This is a genomic window from Geodermatophilus sp. CPCC 205761 (assembly GCF_051383655.1).
In the GTDB taxonomy this organism is placed as follows: Bacteria; Actinomycetota; Actinomycetes; order Mycobacteriales; family Geodermatophilaceae; genus Geodermatophilus.
On the sequence record NZ_JALPKQ010000001.1, the window covers coordinates 243,907 to 259,559 of the forward strand.

General features: G+C 74.6%; 15 protein-coding genes. 10 read left to right on the plus strand and 5 right to left on the minus strand.

What is annotated here, in order from left to right; all coding sequences use genetic code 11:
• Positions 1 to 70 precede the first annotated feature (70 nt).
• Entirely contained in the window at positions 71 to 922 is an 852-nt protein-coding gene (locus MY526_RS01250) for a patatin-like phospholipase family protein (protein ID WP_436691384.1), read from the plus strand.
• 45 nt (positions 923 to 967) lie between these two features.
• Here the strand turns inward: MY526_RS01250 and MY526_RS01255 are convergent, their stop codons facing one another.
• Positions 968 to 2,539 (minus strand): long-chain-fatty-acid--CoA ligase, encoded by a 1,572-nt coding sequence (locus tag MY526_RS01255; RefSeq protein WP_436703042.1) that lies wholly within the window; start codon positions 2,537 to 2,539, stop codon positions 968 to 970.
• Between the two features lie 56 nt (positions 2,540 to 2,595).
• Positions 2,596 to 3,240, minus strand: a complete 645-nt coding sequence (locus MY526_RS01260) for a TetR/AcrR family transcriptional regulator (protein WP_436691386.1) — start codon at positions 3,238 to 3,240, stop codon at positions 2,596 to 2,598.
• A 106-nt stretch (positions 3,241 to 3,346) separates the two neighbouring features.
• Here MY526_RS01260 and MY526_RS01265 point away from each other — a divergent pair, with 106 nt between their 5' ends.
• Genes MY526_RS01265 through MY526_RS01275 form a run of 3 tightly spaced genes read left to right on the plus strand, consistent with a single transcriptional unit; the run spans position 3,347 to position 6,428 of the window.
• The gene (locus MY526_RS01265) at positions 3,347 to 4,567 is read left to right on the plus strand and encodes an acyl-CoA dehydrogenase family protein (RefSeq protein ID WP_436703043.1); all 1,221 of its coding nucleotides are present in this window, start codon (positions 3,347 to 3,349) and stop codon (positions 4,565 to 4,567) included.
• Positions 4,564 to 5,553, plus strand: coding sequence for an acyl-CoA dehydrogenase family protein (locus MY526_RS01270; protein WP_436691388.1), 990 nt, complete (start codon positions 4,564 to 4,566; stop codon positions 5,551 to 5,553). Before MY526_RS01265 ends, MY526_RS01270 begins: the two co-directional genes overlap by 4 nt.
• Entirely contained in the window at positions 5,550 to 6,428 is an 879-nt protein-coding gene (locus MY526_RS01275) for an enoyl-CoA hydratase-related protein (protein WP_436691389.1), read from the plus strand. The genes MY526_RS01270 and MY526_RS01275 overlap by 4 nt, the downstream gene beginning before the upstream one ends.
• A 54-nt stretch (positions 6,429 to 6,482) precedes the next feature.
• Here MY526_RS01275 and MY526_RS01280 read toward each other — a convergent pair whose 3' ends face one another.
• Positions 6,483 to 6,998, minus strand: coding sequence for a MarR family winged helix-turn-helix transcriptional regulator (locus MY526_RS01280; protein WP_436703044.1), 516 nt, complete (start codon positions 6,996 to 6,998; stop codon positions 6,483 to 6,485).
• Positions 6,999 to 7,086: 88 nt separating this feature from the next.
• Between MY526_RS01280 and MY526_RS01285 the strand changes: the two genes are divergently transcribed.
• The 6 genes from MY526_RS01285 to MY526_RS01310 all read left to right on the plus strand — a co-directional run bounded on the left by MY526_RS01285 (position 7,087) and on the right by MY526_RS01310 (position 13,335).
• A complete protein-coding gene (locus tag MY526_RS01285) occupies positions 7,087 to 7,647 on the plus strand; it encodes a YceI family protein (RefSeq protein WP_436691391.1) in 561 nt (186 codons plus the stop codon).
• Positions 7,648 to 7,772: 125 nt separating this feature from the next.
• A complete protein-coding gene (locus MY526_RS01290; protein ID WP_436691392.1) occupies positions 7,773 to 8,126 on the plus strand; it encodes a hypothetical protein in 354 nt (117 codons plus the stop codon).
• Between the two features lie 101 nt (positions 8,127 to 8,227).
• The gene (gene typA / locus MY526_RS01295) at positions 8,228 to 10,120 is read left to right on the plus strand and encodes a translational GTPase TypA (protein ID WP_436691393.1); all 1,893 of its coding nucleotides are present in this window, start codon (positions 8,228 to 8,230) and stop codon (positions 10,118 to 10,120) included.
• A gap of 218 nt (positions 10,121 to 10,338) precedes the next feature.
• Positions 10,339 to 11,553: an aldose epimerase family protein gene (locus tag MY526_RS01300; RefSeq protein WP_436703045.1), complete on the plus strand. Its 1,215-nt coding sequence runs from the start codon at positions 10,339 to 10,341 to the stop codon at positions 11,551 to 11,553.
• Between the two features lie 240 nt (positions 11,554 to 11,793).
• Positions 11,794 to 12,291: a DUF5994 family protein gene (locus MY526_RS01305; protein ID WP_436691395.1), complete on the plus strand. Its 498-nt coding sequence runs from the start codon at positions 11,794 to 11,796 to the stop codon at positions 12,289 to 12,291.
• Between the two features lie 63 nt (positions 12,292 to 12,354).
• On the plus strand, positions 12,355 to 13,335 hold the full coding sequence (locus tag MY526_RS01310; RefSeq protein ID WP_436703046.1) for an NAD-dependent epimerase/dehydratase family protein: 981 nt from the start codon (positions 12,355 to 12,357) through the stop codon (positions 13,333 to 13,335).
• Positions 13,336 to 13,348: 13 nt separating this feature from the next.
• Here the strand turns inward: MY526_RS01310 and MY526_RS01315 are convergent, their stop codons facing one another.
• Positions 13,349 to 14,281, minus strand: coding sequence for a sulfite exporter TauE/SafE family protein (locus MY526_RS01315; RefSeq protein ID WP_436691397.1), 933 nt, complete (start codon positions 14,279 to 14,281; stop codon positions 13,349 to 13,351).
• Positions 14,282 to 14,570: 289 nt separating this feature from the next.
• Positions 14,571 to 15,575, minus strand: coding sequence for a sulfite exporter TauE/SafE family protein (locus MY526_RS01320; RefSeq protein ID WP_436691398.1), 1,005 nt, complete (start codon positions 15,573 to 15,575; stop codon positions 14,571 to 14,573).
• Between the last annotated feature and the right edge of the window lie 78 nt (positions 15,576 to 15,653).

Below are 15,653 nucleotides of genomic sequence, written 5' to 3' on the forward strand. Positions count from 1 at the left end.
GTCTCGGAAGCCTCAGCGTGGCGCACGTCACAACGGGTGTCGAGAGGCCACCGTGGGTGAGGATGGCGGCATGAGTGACCAGCGCGCGGCCCTCGTCCTCGGCGGCGGCGGGATCACCGGCATCGCGTGGGAGATCGGCCTCCTCGCCGGGCTGGCCGAGGCGGGCGTCGACCTGACCGGCGCGGACCTCGTCGTCGGCACCTCGGCCGGGTCCGTCGTCGGTGCCCAGGTCACCTGCGGAGCCGACCTCGAGACGCTGTTCGCCCGCCAGCTCGAGCCGCCCACCGGCGAGCAGGCCGCCCGCATGACCCGCGCCGCGCTGGCCCGGTACGGCTGGGCCATGCTGCGCAGCCGCGGTAAGGACGTCGACTTCCGCCGGCGGGTCGGCGCGCTCGCGCTGGCCGCGGAGAAGGCGGGCCTGACGCCGTCGGAGCAGGAGCGACTGGACGTGATCGGCAGCCGGCTGGGAAGCCGTACGTGGCCCGACCGCCCGCTCACGGTCACCGCGGTCGACGCGCACACCGGGGAGTTCCGCCCCCTCGACCGGGAGTCCGGTGTCCCGCTGCTCCAGGCGGTGGCGGCCAGCTGCGCGGTGCCCGGGGTCTATCCGCCGGTGACCATCGACGGCCGCCGCTACGTCGACGGCGGCATGCGCTCGGCGGCCAACGCCGACCTCGCCGAGGGCTGCGACCGGGTCGTCGTCCTCGCGCCGATCCCGCGGGGCGTGGGCCCGATGGCCAGCGTCGATGCCCAGGTGACCGGGATGGTGGCGCGGGTCGCCGTCGTCGCCCCGGACGAGGACAGCCGCCGGGCGATCGGCCGCAACGTGCTCGACCCCGCCGCGCGGGCCGGGTCGGCGCGGGCCGGCCGGGCGCAGGCGGCGAGCGTGGTGGAGCAGGTCGCCGAGGCCTGGCGCGGCTGAAGCGGAGTCGCCCGGTGCCGGTTCCCGGCACCGGGCGACTCCGCTTCACACGACGGGTTCGGCGACCAGGGAACCGGCGGAGTGCTCCTCGCGCAGCCGGGTCTTGAGCACCTTCCCGCTGGGGTTGCGCGGCAGTGCGGCGACGATCGAGTACTCCCTCGGGTTCTTGTAGTGCGCCAGCCGTTCCCGGCACCAGGCGGTGAGCTCGGCCGGCGTGGGCGGGTCGGCCGGGTCCCGCGGCGCGACGACGGCCAGCGGGGCCTCGCCGAAGCGGGTGTCCGGGACGCCGATCAGCGCGACCTCGCCGACCTTCGGGTGCCCGGCCAGCACGTCCTCGACCTCGGCGCAGTACACGTTCTCGCCGCCGGTGATGATCATGTCCTTCTTGCGGTCGACGACGTAGACGTAGCCCTCCTCGTCCTGCCGGACCAGGTCGCCGGAGTGGAACCACCCGCCGGCGAACGCCTCGGCGGTGGCCTCCGGCTTGCCCCAGTACTCCTTCATCACTAGCGGGCCGCGGTAGACGATCTCGCCCACCCCGCCCTGCGGGACGTCGCGCATCGCCTCGTCCACGACCCGGATCTCGACGTTGAGCATCGGCGTGCCGACCGAGCCGATCTTGCGCACCGAGTCCTCGCCGCGCAGCAGGCAGGTCACCGGGCTGCACTCGGTCTGGCCGAAGGCGGTGACCACCTCGGCCTGCGGAAAGGTGTCGATCATCGTGCGCAGCAGCGTGGTGGACGCCGGTGCCGCGCCCCAGGAGATCCGGCGCAGCGAGGAGAGGTCGCGGTCGGCGATGCCCGGGACGGCGCACACCGCGGCCCACATCGCCGGCACCAGGAAGATGCTGCTGACGCGTTCCCGCTCGATGAGGTCGAGGGTCGCCACCGGGTCGAAGCCGCCGGAGCGCAGGACGACGTGGGTGCCGCCCAGCAGCAGCGGCGGCAGCCCCCCGGCCAGCCCGGCGATGTGGAACAGCGGCGCACCCGGGACCGCGACCCGGTCGGCCGGGCCGGTGCCGAGGTGCGCGACCTGGCTGAAGGCGTGCAGCAGCAGGTTGCGGTGCGTGAGGACGGCGCCCTTGGGCCGGCCCGTCGTGCCGGAGGTGTACATGATGAAGGCGCCGGCGTCCTCGTCGACGTCGACGTCCAGCGGCTCGGCGCCCGCCGCGGCCAGCGCCGCCTCGTAGTCCGCGCCGATGGTCAGCACCGTGCGCACGCCGGGCGCCTGCTCGCGCGCCTTGGCCGCCAGCTCGGCCATCGCTGCGTCGACCACCATCGCGGTCGTACCGCTGTCGGTGAGCACGTAGGCGACCTCGTCGGCGACCAGCCGGAAGTTGACCGGGACGACGACGGCGCCCAGCCGCACCCCCGCCAGGTAGGTCTCCCAGACCTCGGTCGCGTTGAGCGCGAGCACGGCCACCCGGTCGCCGGCGGACACCCCGCGGTCGGCCAGCGCGCGGGCCAGCCGGGTGACCCGCTCGTCGAGCTCGGCGTAGGTGCGGCCGGTGCCGTCGAAGCGGAGCGCGACCGTCTCCGGCGTCTTCCGCGCCCAGCGGGCCAGCTGGTCGGCCATGGTCATGCCGAGGCCGAGCAGCCGGGGGATCTCGACACTCACGGGCGCCTCCTGCCTCGGTGTGATCCGCGTCATGCTGGCCGCGCCGGGGCGCGGTGTCACCCCTCGGCGCGCTCGAACAGCATCCGGGCGGCCAGCCGCTTCCACAGCGCCAGGTGCGGGTCGGTGGCGGCGGGGCGGTCCTCGAAGGCGTAGACGATGGCGACACCGCGCATGCTGGTGAACAGCAGCTCGCACAGCTCCGCGTAGAGCTCGGCCGCGGCGACCTCCGGGCCCCAGATGCCGTCGGCCACCGCACGGATCGCCGCCCGCAGGCGCCGCTCCTCGGCCCGCAGCGCCGCCCGGAGGTCGGGGTCGGTGCGGGCCGCCGTCCAGAGCTCGACCGCCGCCCAGAACGGCGGCTCCTGGAAGGTCGCCCACATGAGGTCGATCGCGCGGTCCACCCGCTCGCGGCCGGCCGGCTGGTCGGCCATGAGCGCCGCCGCCCGCCGCTGGACGTCGGCCAGCACGGTGGTGGACAGGTGCTCGGCGGCGGCCACCAGCAGCTCGGCGCGGGAGGGGAAGTGGTGCAGCAGCCGCCCGCGCGAGACGCCGGCCCGGGCCTGCACGGCGAGGGTGGAGGCGCCGGCGTACCCGTCCTCGACCAGGCAGGCGACGGCCGCGTCGAGGATCAGCGCGCGGCTGTCGGCGGTCCGCTCGGAGCGGGAGCGCGTCCCGGCCGGCGCGGCGGGGTCGGCGGTCACCGCGCGAGCGTAGGGCCGGGCGCGTCGCCCGAACAGTCACCGTTGACCGGTCCGGGTGACCGCTGTCACGCTGCCGCCGTCCCACCGACGAGGGAAGGCGCCGCCCGTGGACTTCGACGACACCTCCGACGAGGCGGCCTACCGCGCCTCGGTCCGCGCGCTGCTCGAGGAGCACGCCGCCGACCTGCTGCACGTGGTCCCGGGCGAGGAGGCGGTCGACGCGCGCACGCACGAGGCCGGGCTGCGCCGCACGCAGCGGGTGCTCGCCGAGGCCGGGCTGGTCGGCGTGACCTGGCCCCGCGAGTACGGCGGGCAGGGCGGCACCCTCGTGCAGCAGGCCATCGTCGCGCAGGAGCTGGCCCGTGCCCGCGTGCCGGTGCTGATCAACCACATCGGCCTGGGCATGTGCGGGCCGACGGTCATCGCGCACGGCAGTGACGACCAGAAGCGGCGCTACCTCGCCCGCCTGTTGCGGGCCGAGGACGTCTGGTGCCAGCTGTTCAGCGAGCCGGCGGCCGGCTCCGACCTCGCCGCGCTGCGCACCACCGCCGTCCGCGACGGCGACGACTGGGTGGTCAACGGCCAGAAGGTGTGGACGACGCTGGCGCACGTCGCCGACCACGGCATCCTGCTCACCCGCACCGACCCCGACCGGCCCAAGCACGCCGGCCTCACGATGTTCGTCGTCGACATGCACGCCCCCGGGGTGACCGTCCGGCCGCTGCGGCAGATGGTCGGCTCAGCCGGCTTCAACGAGGTCTTCTTCGACGACGTCCGCATCCCCGACGCCGAGCGGCTGGGCGAGCCCGGTGAGGGCTGGCGGGTCGCGCTCACCACCCTGATGAACGAGCGGGTGGCCATCGGCGGGGCCGGCGGCGACCTCGGCGTCCCGGTGGAGACCCTCGTGGCGCACGCCCGCGACCGGCTGCCGCGCCTGGACGCCGAGCGGCAGGTGCTCGCCCGGCAGGCCCTGGGCCGCGCGGTCGTGGCGTCGCTGGCCACCCGCTACACCGGCTACCGGCGGTTCACCGTGCTCAGCCAGGGCGGCCTGCCCGGGGCCGAGGCGAGCGCCGGAAAGCTGGCCGGCACGGCGGCGGCGCGGCTGGTGGCCGACGCCGGCGTCCGGCTCCTGGGCGACGACGCCGTGTACGCCGCGGCCGCCGACGGCGACGACACCTGGCAGCGCAGCCAGGGGTACCTGCCCGGCCTGGCGATCGCCGGGGGCACCGACCAGGTGCTGCGCAACATCCTCGGCGAGCGGGTGCTCGGGCTGCCGCCGGAACCGCGCAGCGACAAGGACGCGCCGTTCGCGGGGGGCCGGCGGTGAACTTCGACCTCGGACCGGACCAGCGCGCCGCCGCCGACGGCGCCCGCGACTTCTACCGCGGCTCGGCGTCCCCGGCCGCGGCCCGCGCGGCGCTCGAGGGCGGCGCAGTCGCCCCGGGCTCCGACGCGCTGGCCGCGATCGGCTTCCTCGGCATCACGGTGCCCGAGTCCGCGGGCGGGGCGGGGAGCAGCCTGCTCGACCTGGCCGTCGTCGCCGAGCAGGGCGGGGCGGTGCTGGCCGGGCCGTCGCTGGTCACCGCGGCGCGGGCGGCGGTGCTGCTGGCCGGTGCGCCCGAGCTCGCGGCCCAGCTGGCCGACGGGTCGGCGCGCTTCGCCGTCCTCGACGGGCCGGTGACCGGGTCGGCGCCGTCCCTCGACGCCGCCGCGGCGACGCTCTTCCTCGGCCTCGACGACGGCGCGCTGGTCGTCGGCGAGGGGGAGGCGACGGCCGGCCCGCCGATGGACGCCACCCGCGGGCTGGCCTCGGTGCGGCTCACCTCCCGCCGGGTCCTGGCCGAGGACGCCGCCGCGCTCTGGGCGCACGCCCGCCGGGTGGCCGCCGTGGTGCTGGCCGCCGAGGACCTCGGTGCCGCCGACCGCGCGGTGCAGCTGGCGGTGGAGTACGCGCAGCAGCGCGAGGCGTTCGGCCGCCGGATCGGCTCCTACCAGGCGGTCAAGCACATGCTGGTCGACGCCTGGGTCGGCGTGGACCAGCTGCGCTCGCTGGTCTGGTGGGCGGCGTGGGCCGCCGACGCCGCGCCCGGGGAACTGCCGCTGGCCGCCGCGGCCGCCAAGGCGCACGCGGCCGAGGTGCTGGAGCGGGCCGCCGAGACCTGCATCCAGGTGCACGGCGGGATCGGGTTCACCTGGGAGCACGACGCGCACCTGTACTGGCGGCGGGCGAAGGTCGACCGGCTGCTGCTGGGCGATGCGGCCGAGCACCTGGACGCCGTCGCCCGGCTGGCGGTCGCCGGCGCCCTCGGATGACCCCCACCCAGCTGCGGTACGAGGTGGCCGACCGGGTCGCCACCATCACCCTCGACCGCCCCGACCGGCTCAACGCCTTCACCACGGTCATGGCCGGCGAGCTGGCCGCGGCCGCGGCGGCGGCCGACGCCGACGACGCCGTCCGGGTGGTGGTGGTGACCGGCGCGGGCCGGGCCTTCTGCGCCGGTGCCGACCTCGGGGCCGGCCACGGGACCTTCGCCGACCGGTCGGCCCCCGACCCGGTCCCGCGCGGCACGGTGGACGGCGTCCCGCGGGACTGGGGCGGCATCGCGTCGCTGCCCTTCGCCGGGCTGCGCAAGCCGGTGATCGCCGCGGTCAACGGCCCGGCGGTCGGCATCGGCGCGACGATGACGCTGCCGATGGACGTCCGGATCGCGGGCGAGTCGGCCCGCTTCGGCTTCGTCTTCACCCGCCGCGGCATCGTGCCGGAGGCGGCGTCGACGTGGTTCCTGCCGCGGGTGGTCGGCATCAGCCAGGCGATGGAGTGGGTGGCCACCGGCCGGGTGTTCGACGCCGCCGAGGCCCTGCGCGGCCGGCTGGTCTCCCGCGTCGTCCCCGACGCCGAGCTGCTGCCCGCCGCGCTGGAGCTGGCGGGGGAGATCGCCGACCACACCTCCGGGGTGGCGGTCGGGGCAGCCCGGCAGCTGCTGTGGTCGATGCTCGGTGCGGCCTCCCCGTGGGACGCGCACCGGGCCGAGTCGCGGGCCCTGGCCGAGCTCGGCGCCGGCCCGGACGCCGCCGAGGGGGTCGCCTCGTTCCTGGAGCGGCGGCTCCCGCGGTTCGCCGCGCCGCTGGGCGACGGGCCGGTCGCCGGCGTCCCCCGCTGGCCGGCCCCGCCCCCCGACGTCCTCTGATGGAGTGGATCCGTGGGCGTCACACCCGCGGATCCACTCCATCGAGAGGGGAGGTCAGCGGGGGCCGAGGTGGCGCAGCAGCGTCTCGCCGAGGTCGCGCATCGCCTCGACCTGCTCGCGGCTGAGCTGGTCGAACAGGTGGGTGCGCACGCTCTCGACGTGGATGGGCGCGGCGGCCTCCAGCGAAGCGAACCCCTCGTCGGTCAGGACGGCGAGCTGCCCGCGCCCGTCCTCCGGGCAGACCTGCCGGCGCACCCAGCCGCGCTCCTCCAGCCGGGAGACCGCGTGCGACAGCCGGCTGCGGGAGGACAGGCAGGTGTCGGCGAGCTCGCTCATCCGCATCCGGCGCTCGGGGGTCTCCGACAGGGCGACGAGGATCTCGTAGTAGGCGTGGGAGATCCCGGTCTCGTGGGTGAGCTCGCGGTCGAGGCGGTCCTGGAGCAGCTGTGAGCTGTACAGCCACGCGCGCCAGGCCCGCTGCTCGTCTGCGTCGAGCCAGCGTGGCTCCCCGGCGGGGCGACCCGGCTCGGGGGCCGGGTCCTGGGGAGCGAGGGACACGTGCGCGGTCATGCCCCCAGCCTACTGGCGGAATAGATGAGCCCTCAACTACGCTGTCGACGGGCAGAACGTCAAACGCTCAATCACTTGGAGACTGATCATGACCAGCACCGTCACCCAGATCCCGGGCTACGTCGTCGGCACGTGGGACATCGACGCCGCACACTCCACCGTCGGCTTCTCCGTCCGCCACATGATGGTGAGCAAGGTCCGCGGCTACTTCCGCGAGTTCTCCGGCGAGATCGTCACCGCCGAGGACCCGACGCAGTCCAGCGTCACCGCCACGGTGAACATGGACTCGATCGACACCCGTCAGGAGCAGCGTGACGCGCACATCCGCTCCGCCGACTTCTTCGACGTGGGCAACCACACCGAGATGACCTTCCGCTCGACCTCCGTCCGCACCGACGGTGCCGACTGGACCATCGAGGGCGACCTGACGATCAAGGGCACCACCAAGCCCGTCACCCTGGAGCTCGAGCTCAACGGCTTCGGGCCGGACGCCTACGGCGGCACGCGCGCCGGCTTCAGCGCCACGACCGAGATCTCCCGCAAGGCCTACGGCGTCGACATCGACATGCCGATGGACGGCGGCGGTGTCGTCGTCGGCGACAAGATCACCGTCGAGCTCGAGATCGAGGCCGTGCTCCGCACCGCCTGAAAGAGGACCCCTCTGCCCCCCACGCCTCGCAAGCTCGGCGCGGGACCCTGCAGAGGGGCCGCGCCGAGGGCCCTGGACGCCGCGCGCGTCCGGGGCCCTCGCGCGGATCGGGGAGACTGGACGTCATGACGACGTCCACGCTCACCCGTGCCCGCACCCGCTTCCCGTCCGCACTCCTCGTCGCCGTCGGGCTGGCGGCCGGCTTCGGTGTCGCGCAGGGCACCGGCGTCCGGGCGCTGGGCGGCGCGGTCTTCGCCCTCGGCGGGCTGGCCGCGGCCTGGCTGTGGGTGCAGCGGCGCGGCTGGGCGGTGGCCCTGGGCCTCGGGGCGCTCTACGTGGGCGCCTTCGTGCTGGCCCACGTGCTCGCCCTCGGGGTGGGGATGGCCGCCTGGCTGGCGGTGAGTCTGGTCACGATCGCCGCCGCGGGGGTGGCGTTCGCCGTGGCCGACCGCCCGCAGCCGGACGCCGTCGCACGCTGAGCGCCTAGAGTGGGAAGGTCGCCGGGCCGGCGGCCGTTACCCCTGGTGTCTGGGCGCGTGGACGCGCCGAACCCCTGAGCTCTCCCGAGGTGCCTCTCCGCATGCCCACCCGCGACGACCTGCGCAACGTGGCGATCATCGCCCACGTCGACCACGGCAAGACCACCCTGGTCGACGCCCTCCTCCGCCAGGCAGGTGCCCTCGGGCGCGCCAAGGGCGAGGGGACGGACAACGACTCCACGCAGGACCGCGTCATGGACTCGATGGACCTCGAGCGCGAGCGCGGCATCACCATCCTGGCCAAGAACACCGCGATCCACCTGGCCGACGAGAACGGCAACCCCGTCGTCGTCAACATCGTCGACACCCCCGGGCACGCCGACTTCGGTGGCGAGGTCGAGCGCGGCCTGTCGATGGTCGACGGCGTCGTGCTGCTGGTCGACTCCTCCGAGGGTCCGCTGCCGCAGACCCGCTTCGTGCTGCGCAAGGCGCTGGCCAAGCGGCTGCCGGTGATCCTCGTGGTCAACAAGACCGACCGCTCCGACGCCCGCATCGCCGAGGTCGTCGACGAGACCTACGAGCTGTTCATGGAGCTGCTCGAGGACTCCGGCATGGACGTCGACAACCTCGACTTCCCGATCGTCTACAGCAACGGCAAGACCGGGCAGGCCTCGCTCACCCGGCCGGCCGACGGCACCAGCCCGGACAGCCCGGACCTCTCGCCGCTGGTGAAGACCCTGCTCGACACCATCCCCCCGCCGGAGTACGACGCCGAGGAGCCGCTGCGCGCGCAGGTCACCAACCTCGACGCCTCGCCCTACCTCGGCCGGCTGGCGCTGCTGCGCATCCACTCCGGCACGATGAAGAACGGCCAGCAGGTCGCCTGGTGCCGGACCGACGGCTCCATCAAGAACGTCAAGATCACCGAGCTGCTGGTCACCGAGGGGCTCACCCGCACCCCGGCCGACAGCGCCGGGCCCGGCGAGCTCGTGGCCATCGCCGGCATCGAGGACATCATGATCGGCGACACCCTCGCCGACCCGAACGACCCGCGCCCGCTGCCGCCGCTGACCGTCGACGAGCCGTCCATCTCGATCACCATCGGGATCAACACCTCGCCGCTGTCGGGCCGCTCCGGCAAGAAGCTCACCGCCCGGCTGATCAAGAACCGTCTCGACCAGGAGCTGGTCGGCAACGTCTCGGTGCGGATGCTGCCCACCGAGCGCCCGGACACCTGGGAGATGCAGGGCCGCGGCGAGCTGGCGCTGGCCATCCTCGTCGAGCAGCTGCGCCGCGAGGAGTTCGAGCTCACCGTCGGCCGCCCGACCGTCGTCACCAAGACCATCGACGGCAAGCTCCACGAGCCGGTCGAGCGGGTCACCATCGACACCCCGGGCGAGTACGTCGGCACCCTCACCCAGGCGCTCGCGGTCCGTCGCGGGCGGCTGGAGAACCTGGTGCACCACGACACCGGCTGGGCGCGGATGGAGTACATCGTCCCGTCCCGCGGACTGATCGGGTTCCGCACCGAGTTCCTCACCGAGACCCGCGGCACCGGCGTCCTCAACCACAACCTGGAGGGCTACGAGCCGTGGCTGGGCGACATGCGCGCCCGGCCGACCGGCTCGCTGGTCGCCGACCGGCAGGGCCTGGCGACGACGTACTCGATGTTCTCGCTGCAGGAGCGGGGCTCGATGATGGTCCAGCCCGGCACCGACGTGTACGAGGGCATGATCGTCGGTGAGAACTCGCGTCCCGACGACATGGACGTGAACATCACCAAGGAGAAGAAGCTCACCAACATGCGCAAGTCCACCTCCGAGGAGCTGGAGCGGCTGATCCCGCCGCGCATCCTGAACCTGGAGCAGGCGCTGGAGTTCTGTGCCGAGGACGAGTGCGTCGAGGTCACCCCGGCCACCGTGCGCATCCGCAAGGTGGTCCTGGACCAGACCGAGCGCGGCAAGGCGAAGAACCGCAAGCCCAAGCCCGTCTGAGGGAGGACCCTCCTCCCCGCCCCGGGCGGGATCAGGGTCGGGGCGCGATGATCGTCCGGAGGTCGCCGTTGACACCTGTCCGGCGACCTCCCTACGGTTCCTGATCGTCCTAGGACCGCTTCTCGGGGCACTCGCCTCCCATCCCCTCTCCAGGTTCCTGCGGTGCCCCTGCCACCGCGCGACGACGCCGGTGGACCGCCACGGACATCGGAGCCCCCATGCCTGGACAGCCCACCCCGACCCACCCGGCCACCGGCGGACGACGGCGCCGCGGGACCCTCGTGGCCGCGCTCGGCGCCGGCCTGCTCGCCGCCGGTCTCGCGTCCCCGGCCGGCGCGGCCGCCGCCCCGAGCACGAGCGTCGAGCCCTTCGGCAGCACTCCCGACGGCACCGCCGTCGAGCGCTGGACCCTGGCCAACGGCGAGATGACGCTGCGCGTGCTCACCTACGGCGGCGTCATCCAGACGCTGGAGGTGCCCGACGCCTCCGGCGACGTGGAGAACGTCGTCCTCGGCTTCCCCGACCTGGCGGGGTACGTCTCCGACGACGACCCCTACTTCGGCTCCCTCATCGGCCGCTACGGCAACCGCATCGCCGGCGGCTCGTTCACCCTCGACGGCGAGACGTACCAGCTCCCGCTCAACAACGGCCCGAACACGCTGCACGGCGGCCCCGACGGATTCGACGACCGGGTCTGGGAGGCGACCGACGTCAGCGAGGGCGACGTCGCGGCGCTGCAGTTGCGGCTGGTCAGCCCCGACGGCGACCAGGGCTTCCCCGGCACCCTCACCACGACCGTCACCTACAGCCTGGACGCCGAGTCGCGCCTGACGGTGCACTACGAGGCCACCACCGACGCCCCGACCGTCGTCAACCTGACCCAGCACACCTACTGGAACCTGGCCGGCGAGGGCTCGGGGTCGATCTACGACCACGAGCTGCAGCTGAACGCGAGCGGGTTCACGCCCGTCGACGAGACGCTCATCCCGACCGGCGAGATCGCGCCGGTGGCCGGCACCCCGTTCGACTTCCGCGAGCCCACCGCCATCGGCGCGCGGATCCGCCAGAACGACCAGCAGCTGCTGTTCGGGCAGGGCTACGACCACAACTGGGCGCTCGACCGCACCGACGACGGCGACCGGGAGGGCTCCGACGCCGAGGAAGCGCTCGAGGAGGCCGCCGTGCTGCACGACCCGGACAGCGGCCGGACCCTGACGATCTCGACCACCGAGCCGGGCATCCAGTTCTACTCGGGCAACTTCCTCGACGGGACGCTGGTGGGCACCGGCGGGTCGATCTACCGGCAGGGCGACGGGCTCGCGCTGGAGACCCAGCACTTCCCGGACTCGCCGAACCAGCCGGACTTCCCGTCGACCGAGCTGCGGCCGGGGGAGGTCTACGACAGCACCACGGTGTTCGCCCTCACCCACTGAGGCGCGACGCCCGTTGATCATCGCCGGGTGGTGGGTGCCGACGGCGTGTCGGACAGCCACCCGGCGATGATCATCAACGGCGGGGCGTCGTGATCAGCCCGTGACCTGCGGTGATGACCGGCCGGTGGACGGCGACCCGCCCACCGGCCGCTCGGCCCGGCGCGCGCCCCCCACCTCCTACGTTCTCCTCGGGCCCGTGTGCGGTGGGCCCGGAGGTCGACGACGAGAGGCGTGACGCTGATGAGGACCACCCTGCAGACGCTGGCGGCCGAGGGGCACCGGGGCGGGATCGACGTCCGGGTGAGCCTCCGCAGCGATGTGGGGTCCGGCGAGCACCCCTTCGACGGCGCATGGTTCCCCCGCAGCCGGGACCTCGCCGTCGAGCTGCCCGAGCTGATCGCGGCGCTCGACCGGCGCGGCCTGCGGGTCGAGCGGTTCACCTACCCGCTGGAGGCCTGGTCCCCGGTCGCCCGCAAGGTCGTCGTCGGTGGCCGGGTGGTGCGCACCGGCGGGTTCCGCAGCATGGACTCCGGCGTCGTCTGCCTGACCTGGCACGGCGGCACGCGGCGGGCGGACCTGCTCGTCGTCCCGCCCGAGACCGACGTCATCACCGGCGCCCGCGCGCTGCGGCTGTGCACCCGCCGCGGGCTGCCCAGCTCGCCGCAGATGGTCATGGCGGCCGCGCGGTCCACGCCGTTGCCCCAGGTGCCCGGCGAGCCCTACACGCGGGCGGTCTAGCGATCCCTACGCCGGTCGCGAACCGGCTGGACGGCGGGGGAGCGGCTGCAGTGGGCTGGCCGCATGCGACTCCTGGTCCTGGGCGGCACCCACTTCCTCGGCCGGCACGTGGCGACGGCGGCGCTGGCCGGCGGGCACGAGGTGGCCGCGTTCACCCGCGGCGTGTCCGGGGCGCCGCCGGAGGGGGTGCGGTCCCTGCGCGGCGACCGGGACGACCCGGCCGCGCTGCCGGCGGCGCTCGACGGCTGGGCGCCGGAGCTGGTGGTCGACACCTCGTGTCAGTCCCGGGCCGCGGCCCGCAACGCCGCCGCCGTCCTCGGGAACGTCCGCGGCTACGCCTTCGTCAGCAGCCTCAACGCCTACGCGAACTGGCCGCCCGGCCCCATCGGGCCGGAGGACCGCGAGCCCACCTGGACCACCGACGACGACGAGTACGGCCCCGTCAAGGCCTGCGCCGAGCGTGAGCTCGGCGCCGCCCTCGGGAACCGGTTCCTCACCGCGCGGGCGGGGCTGATCGTCGGGCCGCACGACCGCGTGCACCGGCTGGGCTGGTGGCTGCAGCGGATCGCGCGCGGAGGACCGGTCGTCGTCCCCGATGCGCTGGACCAGCCGATCGCCGCGGTCGACGCGCGCGACCTGGCCGGCTGGCTGGTCGGGATGGCCGAGCGCGGGGTCCCCGGGGCGGTCAACGCCACCGGACCGGCCGGCATGGCCACCCTCGGTGGGCTGCTCGAGCTGTGCCGCGAGGTGACCGGGGGCGACGCGGAGTGGGTGCCGGTGCCCGAGGCGGACCTGGTCGCCGCGGGGGTGGAGCCCTGGCTGCACCTGCCCCTGTGGCTGCCGGCCGGGATCGCCCGCACCGCGTGGGACGTCGACACGACCCGGGCCCGTGAGCTCGGCCTGCCGAGCCGCCCGCTGCGGGAGTCCGTCGCCGACACGTGGGCCTGGCTGCGGACCGTCGAGGAGCTCCCGCCGCCCCCGCACGGCCTGCCTCGCCCGGGCCTGCCCGCCGAGCTGGAGGCGGCCCTGCTCGCCGCCCGCTGAGTTGCGGCCGGCGTCAGCGGGCGGCGACGGTGCGCTGCAGCTCGGCGGCCTCGGTGGCCAGGGTGTCGGCCGACTCCAGCGCGCGGTCCTTGCGGTACTCGCGGAAGGAGTGGACGACCGCGGCGGCCCAGATGGCGTAGATGACGGCGTAGACGGCGTAGCGGACGGGGTCGGGGGCGTCGATCCAGTCGCTGCGCAGCAGGGTGCGGGTGTTGGTCAGCACGATGACGCCGCCGACCAGCGAGCCGAGCATCCGCGGCGGGACGTGCCGGACCAGCCAGGCCGCGATCGGTGCGGCGACCAGCCCGCCGCCGAGCAGGCCCAGGACCCACAGCAGGCTGATGCCCTGGGAGCCGAGGGCGAGGAGGAAGCCGAGGCTGGCGGCGAGCGCGACGAGGAACTCGGAGGTGTCGATCGAGCCGATCACCTTGCGCGGCTCCATGCGGCCGCTGGCCAGGATCGCCGGGGTGCCGACCGGACCCCAGCCGCCGCCACCGGTGGCGTCGACGAAGCCGGCCACCAGGCCCAGCGGGCCGAGGAAGCGCTTGCGCATCGGCTTGCCCAGGTGCCGGCGGTCCACCCCGCGGAGGGTGAAGCGGACCAGCAGGTAGATGCCGAGGGTGAGCAGGATCAGCGACATGACCGGGGCGGCGACCTCGGTCGACAGGCTGGACAGGACCGTCGCCCCGAGGAAGGCGCCGACCGCGCCGGGGACACCGATCTTGGCGACGACCTTCCAGTCGACGTTGCCGAACTTCCAGTGCGAGAGGCCCGACGCGAGCGTCGTGCCGATCTCGGCGAGGTGGATGGTGGCCGACGCGGCGGCCGGGTTGGTGCCGAGGGCCAGCAGCAGGGTCGTGGAGGTGACGCCGTAGGCCATGCCGAGGCTGCCGTCGACCAGCTGCGCGCCGAGGCCGACCAGTGCGAGCAGGGTCAGGGTCCTCACCGGCCGGCTCCTCGGTGCGCGCCGCGTCCCCGCGGGGACGTCGTCATCTCTGCCACACGACCATGTGTACGGACCGGCGCAGGCGGGAGGAACGCCCCAACCAGGGGGGATGGGCCACCGCGAGCTGGGGAGCACGACAGCGAGAGGCCCCGCCCGGCGGGTGCCGGGCGGGGCCTCTCGCGGCCCCCTGCAGGGTCCCGCCGTGGCCCCGTCCAGAGGCTCGCCGCGAGCCTGCGAGCGCGGTGAGGAGGACGGGGTCCTTCCACGGTGGGGGGCAGGGGGTCCTTGCTCAGTCGGTCGGGGCGCTGGGGCGACCGCCCGCGGAGAGGTTGCGGCCCAGGTCGGCGGCGTCCGCCGCGTCGGCCGGCAGCTCGATCTCGTCCCGCAGCCTGGCGGCCTCGGCGGCGAGGGCGTCGGCCGACTCCTGCACGCGGTCCTTGCGGTACTCGCGGAAGGAGTGGACGACCGCGGCGGCCCAGATGGCGTAGATGACGGCGTAGACGGCGTAGCGGACGGGGTCGGGGGCGTCGATCCAGTCGCTGCGCAGCAGGGTGCGGGTGTTGGTCAGCACGATGACGCCGCCGACCAGCGAGCCGAGCATCCGCGGCGGGACGTGCCGGACCAGCCAGGCCGCGATCGGTGCGGCGACCAGCCCGCCGCCGAGCAGGCCCAGGACCCACAGCAGGCTGATGCCCTGGGAGCCGAGGGCGAGGAGGAAGCCGAGGCTGGCGGCGAGCGCGACGAGGAACTCGGAGGTGTCGATCGAGCCGATCACCTTGCGCGGCTCCATGCGGCCGCTGGCCAGGATCGCCGGGGTGCCGACCGGACCCCAGCCGCCGCCACCGGTGGCGTCGACGAAGCCGGCCACCAGGCCCAGCGGGCCGAGGAAGCGCTTGCGCATCGGCTTGCCCAGGTGCCGGCGGTCCACCCCGCGGAGGGTGAAGCGGACCAGCAGGTAGATGCCGAGGGTGAGCAGGATCAGCGACATGACCGGGGCGGCGACCTCGGTCGACAGGCTGGACAGGACCGTCGCCCCGAGGAAGGCGCCGACCGCGCCGGGGACACCGATCTTGGCGACGACCTTCCAGTCGACGTTGCCGAACTTCCAGTGCGAGAGGCCCGACGCGAGCGTCGTGCCGATCTCGGCGAGGTGCACGGTGGCCGACGCGGCGGCCGGGTTGGTGCCGATGGCGAGCAGCAGCGTGGTCGACGTGACGCCGTAGGCCATGCCGAGGCTGCCGTCCACGAGCTGGGCACCGAGGCCCACCAGGGCGAGCAGGATGAGGGTCTTCACGGGGCTGGACTCCGGATCCGGGGAGTGGTTCGCGGGCGCGCAGGACGGCGCGACACGGCGCGGGGAACGGGGAGGTCG

What these genes read in the sequence shown, in the direction of transcription:
- MY526_RS01250 (WP_436691384.1), top strand. Translation starts at nt 71, where the DNA reads ATGAGTGACCAGCGCGCGGCCCTCGTCCTCGGCGGCGGCGGGATCACC.
- MY526_RS01275 (WP_436691389.1), top strand. Translation starts at nt 5,550, where the DNA reads ATGACCCCCACCCAGCTGCGGTACGAGGTGGCCGACCGGGTCGCCACC.
- MY526_RS01280 (WP_436703044.1), bottom strand. Translation starts at nt 6,998, where the DNA reads ATGACCGCGCACGTGTCCCTCGCTCCCCAGGACCCGGCCCCCGAGCCG.
- MY526_RS01285 (WP_436691391.1), top strand. Translation starts at nt 7,087, where the DNA reads ATGACCAGCACCGTCACCCAGATCCCGGGCTACGTCGTCGGCACGTGG.
- MY526_RS01290 (WP_436691392.1), top strand. Translation starts at nt 7,773, where the DNA reads ATGACGACGTCCACGCTCACCCGTGCCCGCACCCGCTTCCCGTCCGCA.
- typA (WP_436691393.1), top strand. Translation starts at nt 8,228, where the DNA reads ATGCCCACCCGCGACGACCTGCGCAACGTGGCGATCATCGCCCACGTC.
- MY526_RS01300 (WP_436703045.1), top strand. Translation starts at nt 10,339, where the DNA reads ATGCCTGGACAGCCCACCCCGACCCACCCGGCCACCGGCGGACGACGG.
- MY526_RS01305 (WP_436691395.1), top strand. Translation starts at nt 11,794, where the DNA reads ATGAGGACCACCCTGCAGACGCTGGCGGCCGAGGGGCACCGGGGCGGG.
- MY526_RS01310 (WP_436703046.1), top strand. Translation starts at nt 12,355, where the DNA reads ATGCGACTCCTGGTCCTGGGCGGCACCCACTTCCTCGGCCGGCACGTG.